The following is a 25,466-nucleotide window of genomic DNA, read 5'->3' on the forward strand; positions in this document are numbered from 1 at the left end:
CTTCTCGATATTACATAAGATCATTCATTAAAATCTCATACTCTTCGTTTGCTTCTTCCACTAAATGAGAAAGCTCTAACGCATCAGTAACTGCAAGATTGAACTGCCACGGAGTTGTGTCTTCTTTACCACAGATTCGAGTTTCACACCCACGACTCTCAAAAGACAAATCATCAAATTCTGTGGTGTGGCGCTCTTGAAGTTCAACAATCTCAACTTCTAATTTACCGACAGGATTGACTTTAACGTGGGCATGTAACTCCGAACTGTTAGACAAACAATAATCTCTATGAACCGCAATCATGGCCGCCTCCTTGGTCTGCCAACTGACAACTCAACATTGAGTGTAGACGAGGGATTTTGAACGTGGCGTGAAATAATAATGAAGATTGATCTGTCTCATTAGAACAGACAATTGTTGTCATGAAGGCATTAGCCAGCATGAATCTCATCTGATTTAAATTGTTCTGAGATCGTAATAGTTGGCATTTACCGAGACTTTCCCTATTATCGAAACAAAATTACTGTGGTCATTCTTTAGAGGTCAGTATGGAGCTTGAAGCCGTTGCTAAAGCACTAAAAGAGTTAGGGCATCCGACTCGTTTAAGTATTTACAAAGAAGTCGTCAAAGCGGGATACAAAGGTATCGCGGTAGGCGGCGTACAAGAAAAGCTTGGCATTCCAGCATCCACTCTCTCTCATCATATCTCGAGCCTTGCTTCAGCTGGTCTTCTCACCCAGCGCCGCGAGGGTAGAACCCTTTTTTGTGTTGCAGAGTATCAGTGCTTAGATGACGTAATTGGTTTTTTAAAAGCAGAATGTTGCGTTAACGAGTGCTCATAAATTTCTAGCAAAAACGAGAGAGTTTGAGTTTCTATTGAACTTCAGCAGAACGTGAATGACGATGAAAAACATACACACCGAAGTTGCTAACCTCGGTGTGTACATCTTCTAGTTCGCGACGAGTAACATTGACGACTTAGATGGTACGATTAACTTACCGTCAGTTGGAATGATTTGTTCTGTCATCAAATCAACCCAATTACCATCGATTTTTAATGTCAAAGACTGTTGACGCTGTGATTTATTAAGCACCACAATACCTTTGTCACCTCGCTTAAGTACGAGCATGTCATCGTTACCTTCAAGAACACTCATCGGCTCGCCATGCGTCATATTATGGAACTGGATCATTTTTGCCATTCTCGGATCGCTCCATGCACCTTGCCATCTTGGCTGACCATTTTTACCTTTAATACCGCTGGTGTTTAAGTCGGTATAAATCAACGGCACACCACCATCTCGGCCTAGAATATAGGCATAAGCTAACCATTCGTTTTCCTCGTCCATGATGAGATCAAGAAAGACATCATTGTTAGGAATATCATGTGTGATAGCAAATGTAATCGCACGACCGGGGGACAGAGCCTGACCAAAACAATAGGGATCAATCAGAGACTTGAAGCTGCCCTTTTTAGCAAACGCCTTAAACATGGTTGAGAACAAAGGGAAATCGTACGCACCTAGGCGAGTTTCCTGTAGATACGGCTCAAGAAACAGCTGATACTCTTCTTCCGTCGCACCGCCATCGGTAATAATTTCACCAAATATATGCACATCCCGCGTGATGTCGTCTGTCCAAACACGCTTAAGATGCTCTAACGTCATGTGTTTCGCAGCGTCAATACGAAAACCTTTCACACCAATAGCTTTCAGCGCCGTTAGGTACGCTCGCTGCTGTTCAACGACATGGTCACAAACACGAAGAGTTGGCAAGCCAGGGTCGGTTGGCCCACCTGTGATACGTCCATTTTGAACCTGCCACTTATCTTTCCAGTCTTTAATGCCGAATGCTTCAACAAAGTCCTCTTCATCAAAAAGTGGTTGAGATAGATCGCCAAACAACGCTAGCGACTGATATTTCTGCTTGTTGTTCTGGTATTCCTCCAAGACCTCTTGTCTTGGGTACTGAAGGTCTCTGCGAAGGTGGGCCTCATTTGCCATATGGTTAAACACTACGTCGGCATAAACCCACACACCAACTTGCTCCAGTTCACGAACCATATGAATAAAATCTTTGGTATCACCCAAGGCATTATCGATAACACGATAATCTTGTGGTTGATAACGCTGCCACCAGCGCTCATCGTGTGCGCTTTTCATTGGTGGCGAAACCAACACAGAGCCATAACCAAGCTTGCGGATTTCTTTTGCTCGTTGGGCAATGTCAGCATACTTCCAATCAAACGCATGTAAGATAACGTTTGCACCGAATGATTGTGTTTCCTGTGAGCCACTCATGTTGTTCTCCTGCTCGTTTCCACTCACGATTACTTGTTTGCATTTTTTTGTGAGTGAATTCAATAATCGAAATTATAAAAGCTATTCATCAGAGGCACTCACCCTTTTAGCACTAACTCAAGGCTGAAATCGAAGGCGTAGCGACTCATCCATTGCACAGCGATAAATCGTTCTGAGTGAATAACGGGCACACAACATACACCCCAAACAGCCCAGAACAAACCTAAGACATTGTTTTATTTAGCAAAAATATCAATCAAAAAAGATGCAACATAAGACCTACGTACGCCCTAAAATAGGCCCAAAGGATAAAAATAGCCAAGCCAACCCGTTGAGTAATCAATTGTTAATAAAACGAAACTGGCAGATGGATCACGTTTGGCGCGTTTCAAAAATCCAGTAAATCACCATACCTAGCGTTAAAAGACTAAAGATTTCTGTTTGTATCTGTCCCGAAATGACTTCAAAATACGAAACTTAGCTTGTCTCTATGGGGTATGCTCTACCTTGGAGGATAATAATGAATATCAAAGAATTTTCTGACCTCGTCGGGCTATCTGCTCATACACTTCGATACTATGAAAAAATCGGTTTACTTAAACATGTCCATAGAAACGCGAGTGGACATCGAATGTATAGTTCGAAAGATCTAAACTGGATAAGCTTTGTTAAGCGTTTAAAAGAAACTGCAATGCCACTTGAAGAGATTCTAGAGTATGCCAAATTAAGGGAAGTCGGCTCTCAATCTGTACCACAACGTCAAGCCCTGTTAGAACAACACCAAGAAAACCTCAAACGCCACATTGAGCAACAGAAAAAGCACTTATCGGCTCTAGAAGAAAAAATTGCCTTGTATAAAAGCGGAAAAGTTCGTTGACTTAGAGTTAACTCTAACGATTAAGGTGTGTTTACGTTTATTCACTAGGAACATACCGATGGAACAATCACGCTTTAACAAAGGATTAGAACTACTCTCTCAAATTGATGGCGACGCTGGTCATAATGTCATCGAAACCTTACAAGATATTTGTCCAGATTTAGCTCAGTACACCATTGAGTATCCGTTTGGCGATATTTATGCTCGCCCGGGCTTAGACCTAAAATCGAGAGAAATCGCAACCGTCGCCGCGCTAACGGCAATGGGGAATTGCGCGCCGCAACTAAAAGTGCACTTAAATGCAGCGCTGAATGTAGGCTGTAGCGAGGATGAGATTAAAGAGATCATTTTGCAGATGTCCGTCTACGCAGGTTTTCCCGCGGCATTAAACGGCATGTTTGCATTCAAAGAAGTGCTAGCGGAAAGAGCAGAGTAATAACGACGTTGAAATCAATTTAACCGCAATTAAAAACGGCCCTTGGGGTTCGGGCCGTGATTAAAACAACGAGTGAATTAGCGCTCAGGAGTTTCAAGCAGTTTAACCGCGCAATCTACCGCGTTGTTAATGCCTTGACTGCTCTCCAACTTGCCTGAACTTGCAGGACCAAGGGCACAAGAATACAAAGCCAGCTGCTTATCGAACGGCAGATCCAACTGTTCATAGAGATTTTGTCGGATTCTTGCATGTTGTTCTGGTTCTTGGTTAGCAAGGCTAATCAACGTTTCATAAATAAGCGTTTTCATGTCTTTCCCTTTTCACTTTATTGCACGGGGTGCATATATATTGTATCCATTTGGGAAGCACAAATCAGAAGCTAGGTCACAGAACGCGTCGCTAAAAAAGTTTATGTGCGCGGTAAATTGCAATACAAACCTAAAGCCGTTTAGAAAAAGGGCAACTGATAACTCGATAAACCAGCCGATTAACTAGCATTCGCCGCTGTTTGTTTATAATCGTGTCCGATATAAACAAAAACGTCGCTGTATCAGCGACGTTTTATCTCGACTTTAGTTAATCGAACCTGTTTAGTTGAAGTGCACTAGCATTTCAACGTCATCGCCTTGCTCTGGAGCCTGAAGAGCGAAGTGCACGTACCCTGCTTCAGTAACAGGAATCGCAAGGTATTCATTGCTGCCTGCATAGTTGGACGCATACTCGTGCTGCTCTACTGTAGGCCAATGCTCCCTACTCGCGTATAGATCGACATTACCAGTTTGAGAGTGAGCCGTTAGCCATACACGAACCTCTTCAACACCTTCAGGCACATAAACTGCTGCATAACGCTGCTTGTGAACGGTAAGCATTTTGGCTTCACCAGACTCTAATACCACAGGTGCTAAATCATCTTGCACTTGGGTTGGCGGTGTTTGCGCTTCCACTTCTAACGCAGCCACAAGATTCACTGAGTCATAGCTATCACGTCCAGTTAAGCTGATGTAGTAACGACCCGCTTTAACGTAACCATCTTGCTCTGGTTCAAACACAATCTCTTCATTGCTGCCATCAGCATAATGACTCATTTCGAAATCATAGTAATGCGCGACTTTGTTGTAGCTCATGTAAAGATCCGCATCACCCGCACCCTCAATAGATACATTGAAGTTAACGGTGTTGGCTGGAACATCAACGTAGAACAGTTTTTCGCTGTATGCTTCGCCACTGAGCTGAAGGCTTTGGTTCGCCGTCAATTCAGTCACTTGTGCTTCAGGGCTTGTTGGTTCTGTTGGCTCTTCTGGGTCTGTATCAGGTTGCTCAGGTTCCACTTTTAATGTGTCCAACCAACGTTCAAACTCAGCATCGTATTGTTGACCTAAAGACGTCACCTGCTGTGCCCATTGTTCGAACTGGCCAGAGCGCGACAATGCCAACAAGCTTTCGACGTCTTGTGGATGATTTTCTAACATGAATCGAACAGCTAGATAACCCCAACGATAGATACGATTGGTATCGTGAGAGTACGTGGTATCAAACACAGTGGAAAGGCTCAGTTTACCATCTGCAATCAGCTCAATCGCAGCTTGGTAACCTTGCTTGTAATGCATGTATTCAGCAAAACCTTCTAGCCACCAAACAATATGACCATGAGCCAAGTTATCGCTGAACGAACCGTATTGGTTAAATCGTGCATCTAAATAGTGCGTGTATTCATGTTCTAGGTTCAAGATAGAGAGATCTTCACCATTCGCGTAGCGATAAGCGACGAAACGCGCAGTATTGTCCGCTTTTGAAGGGTCACCTTCTAGGTACTGACCACCGTTGTCCGTTGTATTACCAAATAGGAATGAAGAGTAATCAACGTAACTAGTGTTACTCGCGAATACCGCCACTTCAACACGATCATTCAAATCATCAGCGACAGGTTGATTACCCGTATTCGCAACTCGATGGAAGTCGGCTTCTTTTGCCGCTAGCACTTCACACGCTTTCGCTGCTTGAGCATCGGTCAGATCCTCAGAGCGAATAATGGCAGGTCCCTGACATTCAAAACGATTTGGCATTACACGTGCAGCTAAATCTTGCTTGGCTTGCTCAATATTCAGACCATTTAGGCCTTCTGGTGCGTAGTAGCTCATCATTTCAACGGCAGCAAGCCATAGTTTGTCATGCTCACTACCCAGTGGATAACGCTGCATCACCTGTTGCATTACTGCCAATGCTTTGCGTTTGGTCTCCTGATCTGGGCTCGCGAGCAAACGACCAGTTTCACGTAATGCATTGAAAACGATAAAGCTTGCATCCGTATCTAATGCCCAAGCATTATCAGATGCGAATTTCACCAACGTATCAATATGGTGTGTATTGTTTGCCATGTATCGGTAGAACGCATCGTTCGCCGCATGGCCTGCCATAGAGCGGAACAAGTTGTTTAAACCATCGACCCATTGCGTGTCCTGCGCGGTTTCACGATTAAAGTGCATCAACGCGGCCATCATGCTATCCATGGTCAGCGGCAACTGCTTAACGTTATCAACCATCAAAGTCAGGCTCTTCATTGCACCAACTTGTTCACGACCTTGATCCAAAGCATGAGGGTTGTTTAGGAATAGGTTCGTCGACTGAGCAAAACGCTGACTCAACGCTTGCGAAAACTCGGGTGTACCAGTACCAGCGTTGTAGCGAACGTAGTAGGCCGCTCGAATAAATTCGCCTAGGTTCTCTAGAATACGAGCTTGATCTGCTTCACCACGATAGCGAGCGATTTCTTGATCCAGCGCGACTTGGATACGGCTTAGGCTCGCTTCACTATAGATATCATTCAGCGTTTCTGAAGGTGCTGAAAACCAAGCGTGGTAGCAATCATACTCAGCACCAGAAACGGCAGTAGCCAGATCTCGCGATTGTTGTAAATCAGCAACAGCACACTGATTTTGTGCAAAAGAGAAGCCAGACACACTCGCTAGCATACAAGCAAGCGCCAAACGATGGCGCGGGAAAAAACGGATATGAGACATAACAACACTCATTGATTATTAACATACATTGAGTGGGGGTTTATATTCTTTACAGCTCAAACAGTGAAATCAGTATCATAAAATTTATGAAACCGCTCCCAAAAATAGGTCTTTTACTCTAATTAAATGGGAGCAATCCCATTCCCAAAAAACTCACAATTATCAATAAAAACATTAATTTACCTTTTTCTAAATAACGACTTTATGAGGAAAATTGCCCTTAAACGCCCCCCTTAACTCTTCCAGATAGAGTTCACGACAATCAAAGGTTCTAAATTAAATTTTGATGCTTGATACCATCTATTTTTATTTGTGACTCATTCCCAATAAGTCATAGAGTGCATATCAAAAGGTTGGCATTAATGGTAAATTCTCCGCCAAATCAAACACATTTACTCCTCCAGTCATTGATGAGTGAATAAAGCAGATATTTGGCTAGGGATAATACATGTCACTTTGGGGATTTTTGGGAGCGGGGATTGCCTACTTCATGACAACGTTTGCCTTTGTTTTTGGCGGCATTTTTTGGTTATGTGCTGAAGGTAATACATTAAGAGAAACAAAGCGCCAATCATCAATAATGTCCGGGGTTATTGCTTGTACTATTGGAACTTGGGTGCTTGCTTTTGGTGTTTACGTTTACGGTTACTTTTGGGATAACTCTTCTCACTATTATTTTTATTTGCTCGCTCCATGGGGACTTGCCATTTTTGGGGTAAAACTTCGTAACCGCTGGGTTAAGCAATACGCGCGTGTAAAACACGCAAAAGAAGAACAGTGGCAAAAGCGCTGGCGAGAATTATTAGGGGAAGATACTGAAGAGCTTCAACCATATACACATGATTACGAGCTCTACTCGGGCATTTGGCAAGCCAATGAAGCGCTCCAAGAACAGTGTTTTGCAGCCCTTCCTCACGGGAAAGCAGTCTACGAGAGAGTGAAAGCCTTCCAAACGATGGCCTCCCCCGCTGGTGACATAAACAATCAAGTTTTGCTGAGTAAACTCGATCAACTAGAGGATGAAATCATTCAAGTTCTTGAGCAACACTCGCAAAAGAAAGTAAGCATTGAAACTGGCGCAGGTACTTTACACAAAGAGTCAAAACGCAATGTTTATCACCATGAGAATGGCCCAACAGAAGAGCAACTGTACGACTCAATCAACCTCCAACATGATTTGGATCGAGAGCTACGCAACATTATCTATGATCGGCTCGGTTACGATGGCGAAGATGAGTACTTTTTCCTCCAAGCGCCACTCGAAGAGCTTACCGAGAATGAAACCGCAATCAACTGGATGCTCTGGGGGTTAGTAAGCGACCATTTTGCTGTTGACCCATACCAAACGGCGTTGGATCTCAGCCTAATGAATGCGGAACCAAGATGGGGGCAAAATGAACGGTTTGTAATGATTACGGCTCAATAAACGCAAGTACTAAGTCTAACTTTAATATAACCTATTCTGAGACCACCCTCGCGTTGGTTAACTTAGCCAGTAAGCGGCCAACGCGATCGCGCATTTCACGTCTATCGACAATCATATCTAGCGCACCATGCGCTAGTAAAAATTCACTTCGCTGAAACTCGTCTGGTAACTTTTCACGTACCGTTTGCTCAATGACACGTCTTCCCGCAAAGCCAATACTTGCTTTAGGTTCACCAATATTGATGTCTCCTAACATGGCTAAACTCGCCGAGACGCCACCATAAGTTTGGTCCGTCAATACTGAGATATAGGGTAATCTGTGCTCAGATAAGTGGTTTAACGCGGCGCTGGTTTTTGACATTTGCATTAGTGCCACCAAAGACTCTTGCATGCGCGCCCCTCCGCAAGCGGAAAAACATACTAACCCAGATTTTGTATTAATTGCGCTTTCAATTGCTCGGACAAACTTCTCGCCAACCACTGCGCCCATCGAGCCTGCCATGAAAGAGAATTCGAATGCACACGCAACAACAGGCAGCCCCAATAACTTGCCCTGCATCACCACCAACGCATCTTTTTCTCCAGTCGTTTTCTGCGCTAAAGCAATTCGCTCTTTATATCGCTTTAAGTCTTTAAAACCCAAAATATCTTGTGGCTCCAACTCACTTGCCAACTCTTGTTGTGTTCCATGGTCCAGAAAAGAGATCAACCTTTGACGCGCAGCCATTCTCATGTGATATGAGCATTTAGGGCATACTTCCAAATTTTCTTTTAACGCGGCACGATAAAGTATTTGTTCACACTCAGGACACTTTGTCCAAACGCCCTCAGGGATAGACGCTTTGCGCGAACCTATTATATTTTTATTCTCAAATAACCGTTCTAACCAGCTCATAAATTCACCACTATTGATTACGTTCTAGCGCGATATCTCGTTGTTTGTTCGCTTAAACTTGTAAATAAAATTGTATGTAACTTAGTACAGGGATAAAGTGCGATATGCTGGCTTGATAATCCAATAAAATGGGATAATGAAATGTTTGATAACGTTGACCAAATCTGGTTAAAAAGTTTTCACTGTGTTTATGAGAACAACAGCTTTAAGCGAGCCGCTGAGTGTTTGAATATACCAACATCAAATGTCAGCCGACACATTGCCCTGCTTGAAGAAAAGTTAAACATTAGGTTGTTCAATAGAACAACAAGGCGAATGACGCCTACCGAGGCTGGAGAAGAGCTCTATAGCAGCACTCGTCCGTTATTGGAGCAACTCAACGCCGCACTAGAAACGGTAACGCGCCACTCACACACGGTAACAGGGGAACTGCGAATTCTTATGCCAGACACACCTGTACTGGCCAAAGCGGTTGTCACCTTTTGCACGCAATACCCGTCAATCTCTTTGTCTTGCGATACAACGCTAAACCCTAAAGATGATGTTATTGATAGCTTTGATGTCATTTTGAGTTTTCATAGAGGGACTTTGTCAGACAGTAACTGGGTGGCGAGAGAGATAAAACGCTGGCCCAGTGCCATTTTAGCCGCGCCTCAACTAATTGAGAAATACGCCACCCCTTACAAAATTACGGATCTAAGTCATGTTCCCTGCATCACGACGCTTACCGCAGTAAATGGTGCACCATGGGTATTCAGAAACCCTGTTGGGGGCCATATTACTCAAACTGTGCAATCTTCATTCAAAGTAAACAGCGGTCATCTCGCCAGATATGGCGCGTTATCAGGGCTTGGATACGCAATATTGCCAATTGAGTCATGCCAAAATGAGATCAAAAATGGTGAGCTAGAAATCGTCACTCTAGAGTACGAACCTGAGGATTTAGTGCTTTACGCCTTTTACTCGTCTAGAAAACATGTAGCTAAGAAAATATCTATGTTTGTTGAACATTTAAAGCAAAACGCAAAACTTAACGCCTAGCTAAGCTTTACTCAACTAATTTATCGTATTCTGTTTTATCGTCTAGAAAGGACAAACACCGCTAAGCGATTTGAGACTCGATTTCTCAAATAAAAAAGCCAGCAATTAACATTTACTGGCTTTTATTAAAGAGGGTCAGTTGGCGTTTAGATTCTAAACGCTCCTACGTGACGATCGAGTGTTCGCGATAGCTCCGCGAGTTGTTGACTTGATTCTTCTAGTTGCTCACTCGCTGTTAGCGCACTTTTCACTGAGTGGCTGACGGTATCCATGTTCATATTAATTTCGTTTGCTACCGTTGATTGCTGTTCTGTTGCGGTTGCTACTTGAGTATTGATATCTGAAATAGTCGTCACTTGTGCAGCTATTGCTTCTAAAGCCTGTCGAGCTAACTCAGTTTCTGCCGTTCCTTCTTCAATAAGAGTCTTACTATTACTCATTGAATTCACCGCACTTTGAGCTTCAGTTTGTAGCTGGTGAATCATATTGTCAATTTCATCGGTAGAATGAGCCGTTTTAGTCGCTAGGTTGCGAACTTCATCAGCAACTACTGCAAAACCTCGGCCGGCATCACCAGCGCGTGCCGCTTCGATAGCCGCATTGAGAGCCAATAGATTGGTTTGCTCCGAAATACCTCTAATCACCTCTAGAATACTACCAATCGACTGAGTATTTTCAGCAAGACTCACGATAATGTTGGAAGTGCTGTTCATCTCGTTTTCAAGATTAGTCATCGCCGTTTTGGTTCTTTCTAGCGTCGTGTAGCCATCTTGCGCTTCATTACTTGCTGCACTCGCAGCATTTGCCGCTCCGGCAGCATTGGAGGCAATTTCATTGACCGTCGCAATCATTTCGTTCATGGATGTGACAACCAGCATGGTTTGCTCGTTCTGCTCTTGCCCTCTTGTGAGCGCTTGTTGAGATTGCCCACGCAAAGCGACAGCTGAACTATTAAGCTCCACACCAGTATTTACAACTTGTGTAATAATCTCATGTACTTTCCCAACAAAAACGTTGAAAGCAGAAGAAATTTGCGCGACTTCGTCATTACCTTTCGCTGGCAAACGAACGGTTAAGTCTCCGTCTCCTTTTGAGATGTCTTGTAGAGCGTCTTTAAGCGCAGAAAGCGGTCTCATCAGTTTATTTAGCAGAAGTGACAGAATCAAAACACACATAACGAAGATCGCCACCATAGAGATCAACTGGTAAGTAATAATTCCATTCGTCGCTTGGCTCACTTCGGTAATAGGAATACCAATATCAAAAGTACCGTATAACTGACCATCCACATAAATTGGTGCCATGATGTCAAACACCCATACTTTCTGGACATCGGCATACCACTTTGAGTACTGTTGAACACCTCTCGTCGCGCCTTCAACAGTATATTCATCGTTATAGGTTTTGTTCAGCTTGTGCTTATCACTGTGGGCTACTGCCGTTACGTTACGGTCAATTACAACGGCATAACTCACGTCTGAACGTTGTTTCAGCCCCTCAACAAGCGATTGTAAATCTTGCATTGGATTGGCTGAGTTCTCCAAAATATAACTCGCATTTCCCGCTAGAAACTCAGCTTGAACTTGGGATTTGTTTAAGATGATGTCATCGATTTTCTGACTCGAAATTAGGTACGTTGATGCCATACTCGCCACGACAGCAATACCAAACATGGCGCAGACTGCTAATAAGATGATTCTTTTCATTATAATTGTCTCAATACAATTCAATTGATGCTCATTAATCGAGCGCTAAGCCTTTCTTCTCCAAAACCAACCAAACTGCATTTTGGGTCTGTTTGGCAGAGCAAGACATAACTTTATAACTATGTATCTGCTTGGTTCCCGATTACTTTAGACAGAAGGAAAAAAAGTCTTCAAAACGTCACATTTCTACGAGGTTTGGCGAAGGGACGAGTACGCAAAAGGAAACGTTTGCATAGTTAAATTTAACTATGCGACCAAATTGGTATCGAACATTAAAGAAAAGAGTTCTAATTAGCGTTTTGCCGTCGGGAGCGCTGTGGTCAGTGCTCCCGTTTTATCATTTAGTATCTCAGGTTCAGATATTAGAGCCACAATTGCAGCGGTTGTAATCCGAGATGCTTGGTGAAGCGAGAATGACTTGGTTTGTAGATATGGCAGCGATGTCAGATCGAGTGATTCTCAATCAAGAATCGGCAGCAAAATATGCAAACCAAGGCATGAAGCCATTACCCATGCAAAAAGAAAGGAAAAGAATCTTTACCACAGAGTTTAACTCGTCAGCGATATGTATCCATGCATACCCATGTATAAACCAACTGCACTGATCAAGACGCCCGATAAGTAGGGAGCTCGACGTGCAACATCATTCAAACCGCTCCATTTAGATGTCGCTTTTTGCACGCCCACTGCTGCCACAACGCCAACAGCAACCAGAGTCAAGGCTAAGCCAATACTGAATGACACAACTAAAGTCGCACCAAGAGTCATTGCCTTAAGCTGCAAACAGATAAGCAAAACCGTTACCGCAGCAGGGCATGGAATCAAACCGCCCGTTAATCCAAACAGCAGAATTTGCCCATTCGTCACGTCTCGATTCTCAAAGCGCTTTTGAATGTCTAAAGCGTGAGCGCGCTCGTGAGCATCTTGATATTCCTTATCTTCGCTTTCTAAATGAGAACCAGGACGGAAATGCACATCAAAGTCATGGGTATGATCATGGTGCCCGATGATCAAAGTGACAGAAAGTCCATTAGAGACTTCAATGCAAGACGCCGATTCCAAGTATCCATCACGCTCTATAAAGTGATAGATATCAGAAGGTTGATAACCATCACTCGATACCGAAACCTTGATACCTTCAGCAGTTAAAGGTTTACCGCTGAGTGTTCGCAACTGGAAACGGTGATGCTCCCCTTCCTCTGTAATCGAAAGCGAAACATGCCCATGTCCTGTATCCACAACTTGCGTCGTCCAATCGCGAGCATGATCCTGAGCTTTGTTCCAAGCTCGCTCATCGCTCCATGTCCGCCAAAACATCCATACGCCGGTTGTCACGATAATGACCCCAGAGATAAGTTGCATCCATGGTTCAGCCGCTTCAGCGGTGAATTTCTGGCTAATATACATCCCGCCAACAGCGATTAACCATACAATTGCAGTGTGAGAAAGTGTGGCAGCTAAACCCAGCATCACGGCTTGTTTGACCGTTCCTTTCACAGCGACAATGAACGCCGCCATCATCGTTTTAGAGTGCCCAGGTTCTAAACCATGCAAAGCGCCAAGCAAAATGGCACTGGGAATAAAGAACCACCCATTACCTTGTTGTAGTAACGCGACAAAATCCATTGTTGTTCTCTGTTGTTGATTCTAATTTATCGCAAACTATACTCCCCCCTAGTATTAAATACTACCCCCCAGTATAAATTGAGTGCTACATTATCAGTTAGAATAACTCGGCCCGTAACTTAAAGAAGATAAGACATGTCGCATACAACCAGAGATCAAAAGAAGCTCAACACTCGAGTCAGTAAAATACAGGGTCAGGTGAATGGACTTAAAAAAATGCTGGAAGAAGAGCATGAATGCCAAGATGTGTTGCAGCAGATTGCCGCTATTCGGGGAGCAGTAAATGGTTTGATGCGAGAAGTAATTAAAGGTCACTTAATTGAGCACGTTGTACTTGAGGAAGACAAAACTCAACGTGAAAAAGATATGGAAGTCGTATTAAAAGTACTGGACTCTTATATAAAGTAACCCTACTTCGCTAGAGTAAAGTCACTAGGGTTAAACTCGAATAGATCCTTTATAGGTAATCGCTTACTAAGCGGGAAATAACAATTCCATTTCATATTGATTAAGTTGAAAATGGAACCTATATCGGTTCGAGTTAAATAGTTTATTTATAAGAACTAAAACGGCCCAAACATAGGGCCGTTCATATTATTAACAATCTCTAAACCATCTGATAAAAATACATGTTGTGATAGGCTTTTACTTTATGGAAGAGTACAAATAAACCTTTATACCTCTTGTAATTCGACGTGCTTAGCGCTGTAAGATTTTGTAAATGCGACACATCCCAAAAGTACAGCAAGTGGTAACACGGGATCAAAGATTGAACCATGAGATCCGAAGAATAAGTTAAGAATCATGACTAATGAACCACCAATAGCCCAAGCAATTGTTGTTGGAATAGTCCAAATAATGAGTTGTTTCTTAACCTCAGTCACCCCCATTAATCGATTAACAATATGGAATAGCGAGTCATTAAAGTAGCCAGCAAATAGAGATCCCATCGTAGCTGCCGTCGCTGCGAATAAAAGGTTAACGTCAGGAATATTCACTAAAACTGGGGCAGATATAGAAGCAGCGGTTATCATGGAGACTGTACCAGAGCCCTGAATAATACGAACTAACGTCGCAATAATAAATGGAATCATAACCGCAGAAATAGGAAGCCCTGCAACTTGGTTGGCAATCTCTGCGCCCGCACCCGTTTCACGCAATACGGCACCTAACGCGCCACCAGCTCCTGTTACTAACAAAATGATGCCACAAGTGGAGATTCCTTGTTCCATCTTTTCATTCGCTTCTTCTTTGGTAAGGTTATTACCCAATGTGTAAACCGCTAGTAACGTCGCTATTGATAGTGCAATAGTAGGGCTGCCGATAAAAGCGATAAATTGACCAAATGTTGTTGCAGTCAGCCCTTCGAAACCGAAAGTCCCCTCTAATAAACCCATCACTGATTTCGCAAGTATAAGTAAAATAGGGATAATAATTGGAGCGATAGATTTACTTAAAGATGGTAGGTCTTTCGCTTCTTTACTTGCAATGTACTCTTTGTGATCATTAATCAGTTGCTCACTAGACTTCGAGAAATGTTCGGTTGGAATGAATTCAGGAAACTGCTTTTCTAACCATCTTGCATACCAAACAATACCCATGACACAAGGCGCTGCGATCATCAAACCAAAACCTAACATGCTGGCAAGATCGACACCAAAGATACCAGCAACGCCCAAAGGTCCTGGAGTCGGCGGAATAGCGTGATGCGCTACGACCAAGCCGCCCGCCAGAGCAACCGTAAGCGTTAAAATCGAGCGATTGGACGTTTTTGACAAAGACTTCGCAATTGGATAAAGAATGATAAGCGCGCTATCCACAAAGATTGGGATGCTAACAATATAGCCAGTTACAGCAAGAGCGGCCTCTTCTTTCTTTTTTCCTAACCACTTTATAAAATTATAGGCAATACTTTCTCCTGCTCCAGAAGCCTCTAAAATAGCCCCCATCATAACGCCGAGACCGATGACAATCCCTATACCGCCTAATGTTCCACCAAATCCTTTGCTAACGGTCGCAATCGTGTCGTCAACACTTAACCCACCAATAATACCTGCGATACATGCCGCAATTAACATCGCAATTAACACATGTACTTTTGTACGTAATACAAGAAAAACAAGGACTGATACGGCTACTATTAGTCCAATTACTGAGGTTGGTAACATTAGACAATCTCCATATTGTTAACAGAAATAAATTGTTGTAATACATCCTTGAAATTACTGTCTGATTTAAATCCAAGCTCCAGTTCTTTAGTACAATCAATTTTTTGTGGCCAACTACTCACAATACGATCAATACCCGCATCATGCTCATAGGTAATATAATTAGAAAGTTGTTTACCCATTAGAGTGTCCATTGTTTGAATCATCTCAGCTGGTGTAGTTTGAATACCAGGTAAATTAAGCGTTCTATAGGACAGATTATTTAACTGCTCATAAGGCATTAGCCCTGCATATTGAATATTGTCCACCACTCTAGACGGGCTCGATATCCAAAGTTTTAGCGTAGGGTCTACAGGACAATTTGATTCTTGAGCATTCAAAGGCTCACGAATAATTCCGCTTACGAAAGAGCTAGCGGCAAGGTTTGGTTTCCCAGGGCGAATACAAATAGTCGGTAAACGTACGGATACAGCTTTAACAAAGCCTTTACGGGCATAGTCGTTCACCAATAACTCACCTATAGCTTTTTGCGTCCCGTAGGATGACTGAGGATGAAGTGCTGTTATTGGTGTAATCGTTTCCGGAAGATCACCACCAAATACAGCTAAAGATGAAGCAAACGTAAAACGAATATTAGGGTTTACTTTACGGCAACGCTCAAGCAATAACTGTGTGGTCGTCAGATTTACAGCTACGCCTAAATCAAAATCTTGCTCAGCATGGCTCGATACAATTGCCGCTAAATGAAAAATGTGTGTCGTTTCGGCAGTAATAACTTGGTCTATATTTTCTCGTTTTGTCATATCCATGACTAAAGAAACGACTCGGTCATCAATGCCCTCTAAGCGCGACTTTTGAATGTCGACAATAGTAATACTTTCAGCTTTGTTTTCTTTTAGTAGTGATTTGGCAAGTAGGGTTCCGAGAAAACCCGCCCCTCCAGTTATGATAATATTCATAGTCACGACCCTTTGTTTTTGTAATTAGTTTCAAGTTATTTATGGATAGAAATTAAAATTGTTATAGGTATGGTTTAACCCAACTAAGGCCCAGCTGCGTGCTATGCCTTGGGTTGTATTCACAACCGATCCAGCCTTGGTAACCAGAGTCATCCAAAACATTGAATAGGTGTGGGTAATTCAGTTCGCCTTCCGATGGTTCGTGCCTTTCAGGCACAGAAGCAATTTGAATATGGCCTGTGTATGGCGCCACATCGCGAATCAACGTACTCAGATCACCGTCCATAATTTGTGCGTGATAGAGATCGAGCTGCAATTTCACGTTTGGACGAGCCACTTGTTTGATGAGTTCAACCGCTTCACGTTGATGTGCAACAAAGTAGTTCGGTACATCGCGATTGTTGAGTGGCTCAATCATCAGCTCAACACCATGTTCGGCAAACTTATCCGCTGCATAACGAATGTTTGAGATAAAGGTTTCAATATGCTGATCACGAGTGAAGCGTGAATCAACAATGCCAGACATAGCGTGAACCTTTTTACAGTTCAGTGCCTTGGCGTACATCAACGCAGTCTCGACGCTCGTTTTAAATTCATCCTCACGCCCCGGAATAGCTGCAAAACCTCGTTCACCTGCATCCCAATCACCTGGAGGCATGTTGAATAACGCTTGCTCAAAACCAAACTGCTGTATCTTGCTTGCTAGTTCTTGCGCTTCGAATGCGTATGGGAAAAGGTATTCCACCGCTTTGAAGCCCGCTTGGTGTGCTTTTTCGAAACGATCTAGAAAAGGAACTTCTGTGAATAACATTGTCAGATTTGCCGCGAATTTAGCCATTACTTACCTCTCCCTTTTAGGTCTTGAATCTCAGTATCCGTTAAGTAGCGGATGTTGCTATCTTTAAGAATGAACGCTAGCTTCGCTGTCTCTTCTAGCTCTTCTGCGTTATCCACTGCATCTTCAAAGTCCGTACCCGTGATCACTGGACCATGGTTCGCCAGGAGGAAAGCTCGGTAGTCACTAGCCCGCTGCGCAAGTTCTTCAGCAATCTGAGGGTCGCCCGGGCGCAGGTACGGAATCACTGGCAGTTCGCCAATGCGCATTACAAAGTAAGGTGTGAAAGCTTTGATGGCATTCTCGCGATCTAAACCTTCAAGACAAGAAAGCGCCGTCAAGTAAGTAGAATGTAGATGCACAATCGCATTACACTTTGAGTTATTTCGATAAATCGCCAGATGAAAAGCCACTTCTTTTGATGGCTTTTCACCAGAGATATGGTTGCCATCAATATCCACAACCGAAAGCTCTTCAGCAATCAAGCGGCCGAACGAAGAACCAGTTGGCGTTGCCAGAAAGTGTCCATTAGGCAGTTTTAGAGAAAGGTTGCCAGCGCCGCCAGTCGCATAGCCACGTTCAAACATAGAGCGCGCCATAGTGACCATTTGCTCTCGCAGTTGTTGTTCTGTCATCAATTCTTTATTCATCACAACCTCACCTATTCAAAAAACGACTGTGCTTTGGCAAAGAAGTGTTCATCGCCGAAGTTGCCCGATTTCAGAGCCAAAGAAAGCTCGCCTTCAAGTGACTTCACCCAAGGTACACCTGGTGCGATTTGAGGACCGATATGAAAACCTTTTACGGCTAGGCTTTGGGTTACAACCCCTGAGGTTTCCCCACCCGCAACGATGAAATTTTTCACACCGTGCTGCTGAAGTTTGATTGCAAGTTGGCTAAAGAATTGTTCAACCGCGTGACTTGAAGAATGCGCGCCAAACTCTTGTTGAATCGCTTTTAACGCCGCTGCATCTGCGGTTGCGTAAACCAGTGGTGCGAACTCGCTTTCGATGTTGGTCATGACCCAATCAAACACTTGATTTGAGTAATCTTCTTCCGTCAGACACGCCTTCACATCAATAGCAAAGTGTGGCGCTTTTTCTTTGTAAACAGCGACCTGTTGGTTGGTCATGACAGAACAAGATCCAGATAACACAACGGTTGGTGCCTTTTTAGGGTTCCCCTCTTGCTTCGCATCACTTTGATCTTCAAGGTTCTCTATCCAGTTCTTAGCAATACCCGCAGCCAAACCAGAACCACCAGTTACCAGTTTTAGAGACTTCGCTGCTTGGCCAAGTGTGACGAGATGCTCTGCATTGAATGCATCAACCACTGCGTAGCGGTTGCCTTGTACTTTTAGCTCTTCAAAGCGCTCAATTACCGCTTTTGGACCTTGTTCAATTATTTGGAAGTTCACCAGGCCAGATTTGCCTTGAGATTGAGCATCCATCATACGAACTAGGCTTGAATCAGTCATTGGTGTCACAGGGTGATTACGCATACCTGAGTCGCTTAGCAAGTCTTGGAATACAAATAGATGGCCGTTGAAAACTGTGCGACCATTCACTGGTAATGATGGGCATACAATGGTGAACGCTTCACCTAGCTCTGCAAGCAGTGCATCCGTTACAGGACCAATGTTACCTTCTGCTGTGCTGTCAAACGTTGAGCAGTACTTGAAGTAAAACTGCTGACAGCCATTTGCTTGCAGCCACTTAAGCGCTGCTACTGAATCCTCGATTGCCTCATCTACAGGACAAGAGCGAGATTTAAGACTGATCACGACCGCATCTGCGTTTACATCAATCTCTTCTTTTGGAATACCGTTAAGCTGAACTGTGCGCATGCCGTTTTCTACAAGAAAACCTGCGATGTCTGTTGCGCCAGTAAAGTCGTCTGCGATAACGCCTAATAACATCATTTTTTCTCCGTTTTACGTGCGCTTATTTCTGTTTGTTTTCTACACCTGGAAGCTCAATACCATCAAAAATCTTGATAACGGCACTGTCGTCCTCCTGCCCAAAACCAGCATTGCTTGCACTCAAAAACATGTTTAGTGCTGTGCTTGATAGAGGAAGTGGAAATTTGAGATCTTTTGCTGTGTCCGATACGAGGTTTAAATCTTTCACAAAGATGTCGACCATAGATTTAGGGGAGTAGTCACCATCAACTACATGCTTCATGCGGTTCTCAAACATCCAAGAGTTACCCGCTGCATTCGTCACCACGTCGTACATCAGGTCAAGAGGAATGTTTGCACGTGCCGCTAATGCCATTGCTTCAGCACCAGCTGCGATATGAACACCTGCTAGCAATTGGTGGATAATCTTCACAGTTGCGCCTAGGCCAATCGCTTCACCGATGTTGTAGACTTTAGCTGCCGTTGCGTTGAGTACTGGTTCAAGTGCATCAAATGTGCTTTGCGCTCCCGACGCCATAATAGTCATCTCACCTAATTCTGCTTTTGCAGCACCACCAGATACCGGTGCATCAAGCATCACAAGATTGTGTTCTGCCAATTTCGCTTCAATTTGTTTTGCGTCTTCTGCTGAGATGGTTGCTGAAACCATTACTGGCGTATTCGGCTTAAGCGCTGTAGCAAGACCGGTTTTGAACAAGACCGTGTTAACTTGAGCTGCGTTCACAACAAGAACTAGAACCGAATCAAGCTTATCTGCAAACTCAACTGCATTTGTAGAAACAGCTTTTGCACCGAATGAACCTAACTCTTCAAGCGCTTGATAATTTAAATCGAAACCATAGACATCTAGGCCTGCACGCACACATGACTTTGCGGCGCCCATTCCCATAGAGCCTAAACCGATAACACCTACAGATTGAACTTCACTCATAAAAACAATGCCTTCTGGTCTATTAAACTTTGTTAATTCTTGTTTGGTTGATGTGATTATATGTGAAGATTAATACTAAGACCTCGCTTTGAATCACATTTTTTCACACAAATTAACAATGTCGTGATATATACCTCTTTATGGGCAGAGATATTCCGAGCAGTTAACACAAGCGAAGGCTGTTCTTACAACGTTGAGAACATAATTCACAGATATTCACAACAAATGAAAAGATTGGTAGGATACTGAAAAACAAGAATATAGAAGTGAAACTATGATCCCAGCAGAACGTCAAAGAACCATATTATCCCTGTTATCACATCAAGAAGTGTTAAGCATTTCAGATTTAACCGACCACCTTGGCGTATCACATATGACCATTCGTCGTGATATCGTGAAGCTTGAATCCTCAGGTAAAGTCGTTTCTGTTTCTGGTGGAGTGCAACTCGCTCAAGCTCTACATTCCGAACTTTCCCATGATGCGAAGGTCGAGCAACAAGCGGATGAAAAGATTCAAATTGGTAAGCTGGCGGCTACGTTAATTGGTCAAGACGCTACGATTTACTTGGATGCGGGAACAACCTCTCTAGAAATCGCCCATCAAATAGCAAATCGTAATGATCTTTTAGTGATCACCAATGACTTCTCTATTGCTGCTTTCCTTATGACGCACAGTGAATGTGAGCTTTACCACACAGGGGGAAAAATTGACCGCGAGAACCAATCCACCATTGGTGGAAAAGTCGCAGAGTTCTTGAATGGGCTAAATATTGATATCGCCTTTATTTCGACTTCATCTTGGAGCTTGAAAGGCTTATCAACACCTAATGAAAATAAAGTTCTCGTTAAAAAAGCAATCATCAAGGCGGCACAAACCAATTATCTGATCTCAGACTCAACTAAATACGGTCAGATAGCGAGCTTTCATGCATTAGACATCGAGCAATTGGACGGAATTATTACCGATCGAAACCTATCCGAAGTGGTCACTCAAGAATTAACGGATAAAGGATTACGTGTGTATAAAGAGTAATACTACCTAAACATCTGAGTTCGCGTAACTTTTATACTCGTTAATTTATAGGTGCTTCCAATATACGTAGACCGTGCTGTGTACTTTCTGGCAGAAAACACATCCTTTTGTTTTCTAAATTACCAAATTACTGATTACATCTGGATATGGACGCTCACTTCGCTTTATCGCTGCTCGTCACTTGTCATCAAAAATCAAATTCACTGCAATTGCCATCAAAACTAAGCCTGAGATTGGCAGCAAGACACCTAATGGTGAGCGCTCAATGTAAGGCAGATTCTCTGCAATCAATAAACCCCACTCAGGTTCTGGCGGCTTAACGCCAAGTCCGATAAAACTCAGAGAAGTCAGGCTAAGCGTAATGTAAGGCAAACGCAGAAACGCGTGGCGAATCAATGGCGGCAGCACATAAGGCAACAAGTAGTAACGGAGTACTCGCCACTGACTGGTTCCCCAAATGGGCGCAAGATGCGTGTAAGGCTGCGCTTTGGCTTCCATCAACAAACTTGCACAGTGCGCTGCTAATGGTGCCCATGACACCATAACAATCGCAATCAAGGCACTGTTTGGGTTCATCCCCGTTAGACCAGCAATCAGCAGACCCGCCACGATGTATGGCACACCTTTGGTGATCTCAATTAAGCCTTGGCTATAACGAGTCACAAAGCCGAGCAGCAAACCAATCACCAAACTTAGGAAGGTTGCGATGATGCCCATTTTGATTGTCGACATCATACCGCCGCCAACACGAGCAAGCAGATCTCGCCCGACCGCATCGGCACCAAACGGTGCTGCTAAGCTTGGCGATTCAAGGCGGGTAAATTGGATAGTGTAAGGATCGCGCATTAAGGCCCATCCCGCACAACCAATCAGCAAGGCAAAGATTGTGGCGCTGACGATGCGTTTGGTGGTGCTTTGGGTAAAACGGAACGTGCTGTGACTACTGATCAACTTACCACTTGTGACACTGTGTCCGAGTAACCAGCGTTGCAATAAAATACTCGCACTGCTGATCAACATCGAGAACACCAGTAACACCAACAAGCCACCTTGCAGCATCGGCAGATCTTGTGACTTCGCTGCACCTAAGATTAGTCGTCCGATGCCCGGAATGGAAAACACTTGTTCCACAGCAACCGCGCCGCCGGTCAAACCAATCACCGTCATTGCGATTTGAGGAATCAAGTTACTAACAGCACGCCACAAGGCAAAGCGTAATATTTGAAACTTACTGACGTTCGCCGATAGCCAACTGATCACCCAAGGCTCATCTAGTACACGCTTGAGGCTGTCATTGAGCAAGCGCCCAAACAAGCCAGCAGCAGGCAATGCCATTGCCAAACTTGGTAGCCAGAGGTTTTGCACGCCTTGCCAACCATAAGGCGGGAACCAGCCCAACCAAATGGAAAACACCATGATCAGCAACGAAGCAATCACGTATTCAGGCAGTGAGACCAACACCGAACTGAGCGTGTCATGATGTTTGTCTAAACGATTCTGTTGCCAACGACGCACAGTGTAAAGGACGCTCGCCATACACATTACAAATGCCATACCTAACGCTGTAAGCATCAGTAATAGCGACGTTTTTGCGGTTTGTTGAACGCTCTCCATAACGGATGCGCCGCTCACCCAAGAGACACCTAAGTCTCCTTGCATGGCAAGCGTCAGCCAATCCCACAATCGCTCAGCAGCGCTGCGGTCAAGTTGAAGATCTTCTCGAATTGCTTGCAGAGCTTCTGCCGTCAGCAATTGTTGAGCACCCGCACGAGCACGGAGGATTGATTGGCTTGGGTCGATACCGGCAATATCCGGCATCAAACCCACCAGCACAACCACTACCCCGAGTGACAGGAAGCGCGACAAAAAACGCGTAAACCATTCAGGCATACAAGCGCTCCAACGAGAACGCATGTTGGCAACAGACGACATCGAGTTAGTTCACCTCAGTAAACTGGTCGATCAGGCGACGCTCACGTGGGTCACGTTGTGCATTCTTCACGCGATCACTCTCACCTTGGATTACACGCTCGTGAAGCAGTGGAATCACAGCGTATTGCTCAAGGATTTTGCTTTCTGCTTCGATGATCGCTTGTTGGCGTTTCTCACCCAACGGCTGACGATCAGCGTGTTTCAATGCTGCGTCCACTTCTTCAGAGCAGAACTGACCTAGGTTGTAAGAACCTTTACAGCTAAAGTCACTTTGCATGTACGCCACTGGGTCACCAGAATCCAACACCGTTGCACGTGACAACAAGAACGCATCGAACTTACCTGCTAGTGCATCGTTTTCGATTTGTGCGTATTCACGAACGTCTAGTTCAACCACAAAGCCAGCCGCTTCAAGTTGTTGCTTTAATAGCACCGCTACTTCTGGCAACTCAGCACGGTCGGTAAACGTACCAATGGTGATCTTCTCACCGTTCGCGTGGCGCATTTCCATGGTTTCCATACGAGGGTTCGCATCACGAATTGGTTGAGCCCATGCCAATGCAGCACCTAACAAACCTTTCGCTGAATCGGCGTGGTTCTCGTAAACCGTTTTGATGATTTGCTCACGGTTAACCGCTTGAGCCGCTGCTTTACGCAAACCGAACTGGCTAAACACATCTGATTTGTTGTTTAGGTAAAGCGTGTTGGTACGCGGCATTGCCACTTCGTGCAGCTGTGAAGATTCCATCATCGCGATTTGCGATACAGGAACCGCTTCAACGACATCCGCCTCACCGGTACGCAGCGCTGCAGCACGAGCAAAACCGTTTGGTACGTATTCCGCAAAAATGCTATCTACTTTCGCTTTTTCACCCCAGTAACCATCAAAACGCTTTAATTTAGCGCTGGTTGTCCCGTTGATTTCTGTCAGAACGAATGGACCCGTACCCGCATTGATTGGCACAACACGACCGTTTTTTTGATATGCAGCACCAGAAAGGATCGCTAGCTGTGGGCTAGATAGACGGCTTGGCAACAATGGATCGTTAAAGGTCGTTTTGATTTCAACAGTGAAGTCGTCCAATGCGCGAACTTGCCATTCGATACCATCCAAAATGCGTGGCTTTGGTGCGGCATCTAATGCTTTTTGTAGAGAGTTCACGACCGCGTTGGCATCAAGGTCAGAACCATCGTGGAATTTCACGCCCTTACGTACCGTAAATTGCCACGTCATCGGGTCAACTTGTTCCCACTCTGTTGCCAGCATAGGCTCTGCTACCGACTGATCGCTAAGGTTCACTAGCGTTTGTGCTGTGCTCCAACGTGACAGTTTGAACGCGTCATCTGAAAGTGGCGACAAACCTGTGCGTGGTGGTTGCATCATGGCAACGCGAATTTCCGTTGCTTGCGGTGCAGCTGCTTTTTCCGCTTCTGGCTTGCTTTCGCCAGAGTCAAAACAACCCGTCAGCAGTGCGCTTAAAGCCAGCGACAAAGCTAACTTGGGAGTACTAAGGTGCATAAGAAACCTCTCCAATGGTTTTTGTGAATTCATTACTTTTGTGTTGAGCGCTCATCAAGGCTCTCGTGATCAAGTGCGATGGGTTAGTTGTCACGTTTTGTGCTGTGCCGTGCTCGACAACGCGTCCTTTGTCTAACACCAGGATTTCATCGCATAGGGTTTGTGCCGCATCGAGGTCGTGTGTCACCAAAATCAGGCGCATCTGACGACTCTTTTGAATGCCTGCCAACAAGTCGAGAATCTGTTTACGACTGACGGGATCTAGGCTGCTGGTTGGCTCATCGGCAACCAACACGCAAGGCTCAACAATTAAAGCTCTGGCGATAGCCACACGTTGCGCTTGCCCAACTGATAATTGCTGCGGGTTACGATCTAACAATGCGAGATCCAAACCGACATCCGCCAAGACCTTTTCCACCTTCTCGTTAAGTTCTTGCGTTAAACCAATGTTGCTCAAAGGCTCCAGTAAGATCTGGCGAACGGTGTAGTACGGATTCAAGCTAGACTGCGGCTCTTGCGGGATCAGCTGAATGTGCTGACATAACTCTTGGCGCCGCTTAGCCGAGCTACGCGATAGCGGATAACCACACACATACACTTCACCAGATGTGGGTTTACGAAGACCGAACAAAAGCTCAATCAAGGTCGATTTACCCGCACCAGAAGGACCAACAATCGCAATGTTCTGTGTATCAATGGCAAGATCCAATTGTTCGAGCGCTTTAAACGGCTTGCCCCCTAACCAACTTGGTTTGGAGTAATAGTGAACACTGGCTTGCTCAAAGCGAACTTCCGCCGATTTAGGCTGCGTGTGCCCGATCAAGTTGTGCTTAGTCAAAATAG

Annotated in this window: 23 protein-coding genes; 7 read left to right on the top strand and 16 right to left on the bottom strand. The window is 44.4% G+C overall.

Annotated elements, in window-relative coordinates:
• Nucleotides 1–10 precede the first annotated feature (10 nt).
• Nucleotides 11–304, bottom strand: a complete 294-nt coding sequence (locus tag UQW94_RS03530) for a hypothetical protein (protein WP_005375389.1) — start codon at nucleotides 302–304, stop codon at nucleotides 11–13.
• Between the two features lie 245 nt (nucleotides 305–549).
• Here UQW94_RS03530 and UQW94_RS03535 point away from each other — a divergent pair, with 245 nt between their 5' ends.
• Entirely contained in the window at nucleotides 550–843 is a 294-nt protein-coding gene (locus tag UQW94_RS03535) for an ArsR/SmtB family transcription factor (protein WP_005375388.1), read from the top strand.
• A gap of 108 nt (nucleotides 844–951) precedes the next feature.
• On the opposite strand, the gene UQW94_RS03540 is transcribed toward UQW94_RS03535, so the two are convergent.
• Nucleotides 952–2,301, bottom strand: coding sequence for an alpha-amylase family protein (locus UQW94_RS03540; protein WP_053350526.1), 1,350 nt, complete (start codon nucleotides 2,299–2,301; stop codon nucleotides 952–954).
• Between the two features lie 520 nt (nucleotides 2,302–2,821).
• On the opposite strand from UQW94_RS03540, the gene UQW94_RS03545 reads away from it, so the two are divergent.
• Together UQW94_RS03545 and UQW94_RS03550 are read left to right on the top strand one after the other, a co-directional pair.
• Nucleotides 2,822–3,178 (top strand): MerR family transcriptional regulator, encoded by a 357-nt coding sequence (locus tag UQW94_RS03545; RefSeq protein ID WP_005375386.1) that lies wholly within the window; start codon nucleotides 2,822–2,824, stop codon nucleotides 3,176–3,178.
• Between the two features lie 58 nt (nucleotides 3,179–3,236).
• A complete protein-coding gene (locus UQW94_RS03550; protein ID WP_005375385.1) occupies nucleotides 3,237–3,614 on the top strand; it encodes a carboxymuconolactone decarboxylase family protein in 378 nt (125 codons plus the stop codon).
• A gap of 77 nt (nucleotides 3,615–3,691) precedes the next feature.
• Here UQW94_RS03550 and UQW94_RS03555 read toward each other — a convergent pair whose 3' ends face one another.
• Nucleotides 3,692–3,922 carry a PAS factor family protein gene (locus UQW94_RS03555; protein WP_005375384.1) on the bottom strand — a complete coding sequence of 77 codons (231 nt, stop codon included), beginning with the start codon at nucleotides 3,920–3,922 and terminating at the stop codon, nucleotides 3,692–3,694.
• Nucleotides 3,923–4,204: 282 nt separating this feature from the next.
• A complete protein-coding gene (locus tag UQW94_RS03560) occupies nucleotides 4,205–6,631 on the bottom strand; it encodes a M9 family metallopeptidase (RefSeq protein WP_085569320.1) in 2,427 nt (808 codons plus the stop codon).
• A gap of 448 nt (nucleotides 6,632–7,079) precedes the next feature.
• Here UQW94_RS03560 and UQW94_RS03565 point away from each other — a divergent pair, with 448 nt between their 5' ends.
• Nucleotides 7,080–8,057 carry a hypothetical protein gene (locus UQW94_RS03565; protein ID WP_005385090.1) on the top strand — a complete coding sequence of 326 codons (978 nt, stop codon included), beginning with the start codon at nucleotides 7,080–7,082 and terminating at the stop codon, nucleotides 8,055–8,057.
• 31 nt (nucleotides 8,058–8,088) lie between these two features.
• Here UQW94_RS03565 and accD read toward each other — a convergent pair whose 3' ends face one another.
• Nucleotides 8,089–8,952: an acetyl-CoA carboxylase, carboxyltransferase subunit beta gene (gene accD, locus UQW94_RS03570; RefSeq protein ID WP_005385089.1), complete on the bottom strand. Its 864-nt coding sequence runs from the start codon at nucleotides 8,950–8,952 to the stop codon at nucleotides 8,089–8,091.
• Nucleotides 8,953–9,093: 141 nt separating this feature from the next.
• On the opposite strand from accD, the gene UQW94_RS03575 reads away from it, so the two are divergent.
• Nucleotides 9,094–9,993: a LysR family transcriptional regulator gene (locus UQW94_RS03575; protein ID WP_005385088.1), complete on the top strand. Its 900-nt coding sequence runs from the start codon at nucleotides 9,094–9,096 to the stop codon at nucleotides 9,991–9,993.
• A gap of 146 nt (nucleotides 9,994–10,139) precedes the next feature.
• Here the strand turns inward: UQW94_RS03575 and UQW94_RS03580 are convergent, their stop codons facing one another.
• Both UQW94_RS03580 and UQW94_RS03585 read right to left on the bottom strand, forming a co-directional pair.
• Complete coding sequence (locus tag UQW94_RS03580) at nucleotides 10,140–11,699, bottom strand: methyl-accepting chemotaxis protein (protein WP_017635256.1); 1,560 nt, start codon at nucleotides 11,697–11,699, stop codon at nucleotides 10,140–10,142.
• 549 nt (nucleotides 11,700–12,248) lie between these two features.
• A complete protein-coding gene (locus UQW94_RS03585) occupies nucleotides 12,249–13,325 on the bottom strand; it encodes a nickel/cobalt efflux protein RcnA (RefSeq protein ID WP_005385086.1) in 1,077 nt (358 codons plus the stop codon).
• Nucleotides 13,326–13,460: 135 nt separating this feature from the next.
• On the opposite strand from UQW94_RS03585, the gene rcnR reads away from it, so the two are divergent.
• On the top strand, nucleotides 13,461–13,733 hold the full coding sequence (gene rcnR, locus UQW94_RS03590; RefSeq protein WP_031780939.1) for a Ni(II)/Co(II)-binding transcriptional repressor RcnR: 273 nt from the start codon (nucleotides 13,461–13,463) through the stop codon (nucleotides 13,731–13,733).
• A 266-nt stretch (nucleotides 13,734–13,999) separates the two neighbouring features.
• Here rcnR and UQW94_RS03595 read toward each other — a convergent pair whose 3' ends face one another.
• The 6 genes from UQW94_RS03595 to ltnD all read right to left on the bottom strand — a co-directional run bounded on the left by UQW94_RS03595 (nucleotide 14,000) and on the right by ltnD (nucleotide 20,139).
• Nucleotides 14,000–15,493: a GntP family permease gene (locus UQW94_RS03595; RefSeq protein ID WP_005375369.1), complete on the bottom strand. Its 1,494-nt coding sequence runs from the start codon at nucleotides 15,491–15,493 to the stop codon at nucleotides 14,000–14,002.
• Nucleotides 15,493–16,452: a D-erythronate dehydrogenase gene (gene denD, locus UQW94_RS03600; RefSeq protein ID WP_005375367.1), complete on the bottom strand. Its 960-nt coding sequence runs from the start codon at nucleotides 16,450–16,452 to the stop codon at nucleotides 15,493–15,495. The genes UQW94_RS03595 and denD overlap by 1 nt, the downstream gene beginning before the upstream one ends.
• Nucleotides 16,453–16,513: 61 nt before the next feature.
• Complete coding sequence (gene otnI, locus UQW94_RS03605) at nucleotides 16,514–17,290, bottom strand: 2-oxo-tetronate isomerase (protein WP_005375365.1); 777 nt, start codon at nucleotides 17,288–17,290, stop codon at nucleotides 16,514–16,516.
• Nucleotides 17,290–17,937, bottom strand: a complete 648-nt coding sequence (locus tag UQW94_RS03610) for an aldolase (protein WP_005385078.1) — start codon at nucleotides 17,935–17,937, stop codon at nucleotides 17,290–17,292. Before UQW94_RS03610 ends, otnI begins: the two co-directional genes overlap by 1 nt.
• An 11-nt stretch (nucleotides 17,938–17,948) precedes the next feature.
• Nucleotides 17,949–19,205, bottom strand: a complete 1,257-nt coding sequence (gene otnK / locus UQW94_RS03615; RefSeq protein ID WP_213968462.1) for a 3-oxo-tetronate kinase — start codon at nucleotides 19,203–19,205, stop codon at nucleotides 17,949–17,951.
• A 25-nt stretch (nucleotides 19,206–19,230) separates the two neighbouring features.
• Nucleotides 19,231–20,139, bottom strand: coding sequence for an L-threonate dehydrogenase (gene ltnD, locus UQW94_RS03620; RefSeq protein WP_322142003.1), 909 nt, complete (start codon nucleotides 20,137–20,139; stop codon nucleotides 19,231–19,233).
• A 274-nt stretch (nucleotides 20,140–20,413) separates the two neighbouring features.
• On the opposite strand from ltnD, the gene UQW94_RS03625 reads away from it, so the two are divergent.
• On the top strand, nucleotides 20,414–21,172 hold the full coding sequence (locus UQW94_RS03625) for a DeoR/GlpR family DNA-binding transcription regulator (RefSeq protein WP_005375354.1): 759 nt from the start codon (nucleotides 20,414–20,416) through the stop codon (nucleotides 21,170–21,172).
• Between the two features lie 177 nt (nucleotides 21,173–21,349).
• On the opposite strand, the gene UQW94_RS03630 is transcribed toward UQW94_RS03625, so the two are convergent.
• From UQW94_RS03630 to UQW94_RS03640, 3 genes are read right to left on the bottom strand one after another with little or no spacing between them, the layout of a single operon-like run.
• Nucleotides 21,350–23,104, bottom strand: coding sequence for an ABC transporter permease subunit (locus tag UQW94_RS03630; protein WP_373921544.1), 1,755 nt, complete (start codon nucleotides 23,102–23,104; stop codon nucleotides 21,350–21,352).
• A 4-nt stretch (nucleotides 23,105–23,108) separates the two neighbouring features.
• On the bottom strand, nucleotides 23,109–24,623 hold the full coding sequence (locus UQW94_RS03635; RefSeq protein ID WP_322142004.1) for an ABC transporter substrate-binding protein: 1,515 nt from the start codon (nucleotides 24,621–24,623) through the stop codon (nucleotides 23,109–23,111).
• Entirely contained in the window at nucleotides 24,613–25,461 is an 849-nt protein-coding gene (locus UQW94_RS03640; protein ID WP_225473240.1) for an ABC transporter ATP-binding protein, read from the bottom strand. Before UQW94_RS03640 ends, UQW94_RS03635 begins: the two co-directional genes overlap by 11 nt.
• Nucleotides 25,462–25,466 lie beyond the last annotated feature (5 nt).

The sequence above is a fragment of the Vibrio sp. PBL-C16 genome (genome assembly GCF_034321865.1).
Classification (GTDB): domain Bacteria; phylum Pseudomonadota; class Gammaproteobacteria; order Enterobacterales; family Vibrionaceae; genus Vibrio; species Vibrio alginolyticus.

Excerpts from the sequence above, each read along its gene's own strand:
- UQW94_RS03530 (WP_005375389.1), bottom strand. The coding sequence starts at position 304 with ATGATTGCGGTTCATAGAGATTATTGTTTGTCTAACAGTTCGGAGTTA.
- UQW94_RS03535 (WP_005375388.1), top strand. The coding sequence starts at position 550 with ATGGAGCTTGAAGCCGTTGCTAAAGCACTAAAAGAGTTAGGGCATCCG.
- UQW94_RS03540 (WP_053350526.1), bottom strand. The coding sequence starts at position 2,301 with ATGAGTGGCTCACAGGAAACACAATCATTCGGTGCAAACGTTATCTTA.
- UQW94_RS03545 (WP_005375386.1), top strand. The coding sequence starts at position 2,822 with ATGAATATCAAAGAATTTTCTGACCTCGTCGGGCTATCTGCTCATACA.
- UQW94_RS03550 (WP_005375385.1), top strand. The coding sequence starts at position 3,237 with ATGGAACAATCACGCTTTAACAAAGGATTAGAACTACTCTCTCAAATT.
- UQW94_RS03555 (WP_005375384.1), bottom strand. The coding sequence starts at position 3,922 with ATGAAAACGCTTATTTATGAAACGTTGATTAGCCTTGCTAACCAAGAA.
- UQW94_RS03560 (WP_085569320.1), bottom strand. The coding sequence starts at position 6,631 with ATGTCTCATATCCGTTTTTTCCCGCGCCATCGTTTGGCGCTTGCTTGT.
- UQW94_RS03565 (WP_005385090.1), top strand. The coding sequence starts at position 7,080 with ATGTCACTTTGGGGATTTTTGGGAGCGGGGATTGCCTACTTCATGACA.
- accD (WP_005385089.1), bottom strand. The coding sequence starts at position 8,952 with ATGAGCTGGTTAGAACGGTTATTTGAGAATAAAAATATAATAGGTTCG.
- UQW94_RS03575 (WP_005385088.1), top strand. The coding sequence starts at position 9,094 with ATGTTTGATAACGTTGACCAAATCTGGTTAAAAAGTTTTCACTGTGTT.
- UQW94_RS03580 (WP_017635256.1), bottom strand. The coding sequence starts at position 11,699 with ATGAAAAGAATCATCTTATTAGCAGTCTGCGCCATGTTTGGTATTGCT.
- UQW94_RS03585 (WP_005385086.1), bottom strand. The coding sequence starts at position 13,325 with ATGGATTTTGTCGCGTTACTACAACAAGGTAATGGGTGGTTCTTTATT.
- rcnR (WP_031780939.1), top strand. The coding sequence starts at position 13,461 with ATGTCGCATACAACCAGAGATCAAAAGAAGCTCAACACTCGAGTCAGT.
- UQW94_RS03595 (WP_005375369.1), bottom strand. The coding sequence starts at position 15,493 with ATGTTACCAACCTCAGTAATTGGACTAATAGTAGCCGTATCAGTCCTT.
- denD (WP_005375367.1), bottom strand. The coding sequence starts at position 16,452 with ATGAATATTATCATAACTGGAGGGGCGGGTTTTCTCGGAACCCTACTT.
- otnI (WP_005375365.1), bottom strand. The coding sequence starts at position 17,290 with ATGGCTAAATTCGCGGCAAATCTGACAATGTTATTCACAGAAGTTCCT.
- UQW94_RS03610 (WP_005385078.1), bottom strand. The coding sequence starts at position 17,937 with ATGAATAAAGAATTGATGACAGAACAACAACTGCGAGAGCAAATGGTC.
- otnK (WP_213968462.1), bottom strand. The coding sequence starts at position 19,205 with ATGTTATTAGGCGTTATCGCAGACGACTTTACTGGCGCAACAGACATC.
- ltnD (WP_322142003.1), bottom strand. The coding sequence starts at position 20,139 with ATGAGTGAAGTTCAATCTGTAGGTGTTATCGGTTTAGGCTCTATGGGA.
- UQW94_RS03625 (WP_005375354.1), top strand. The coding sequence starts at position 20,414 with ATGATCCCAGCAGAACGTCAAAGAACCATATTATCCCTGTTATCACAT.
- UQW94_RS03630 (WP_373921544.1), bottom strand. The coding sequence starts at position 23,104 with ATGTCGTCTGTTGCCAACATGCGTTCTCGTTGGAGCGCTTGTATGCCT.
- UQW94_RS03635 (WP_322142004.1), bottom strand. The coding sequence starts at position 24,623 with ATGCACCTTAGTACTCCCAAGTTAGCTTTGTCGCTGGCTTTAAGCGCA.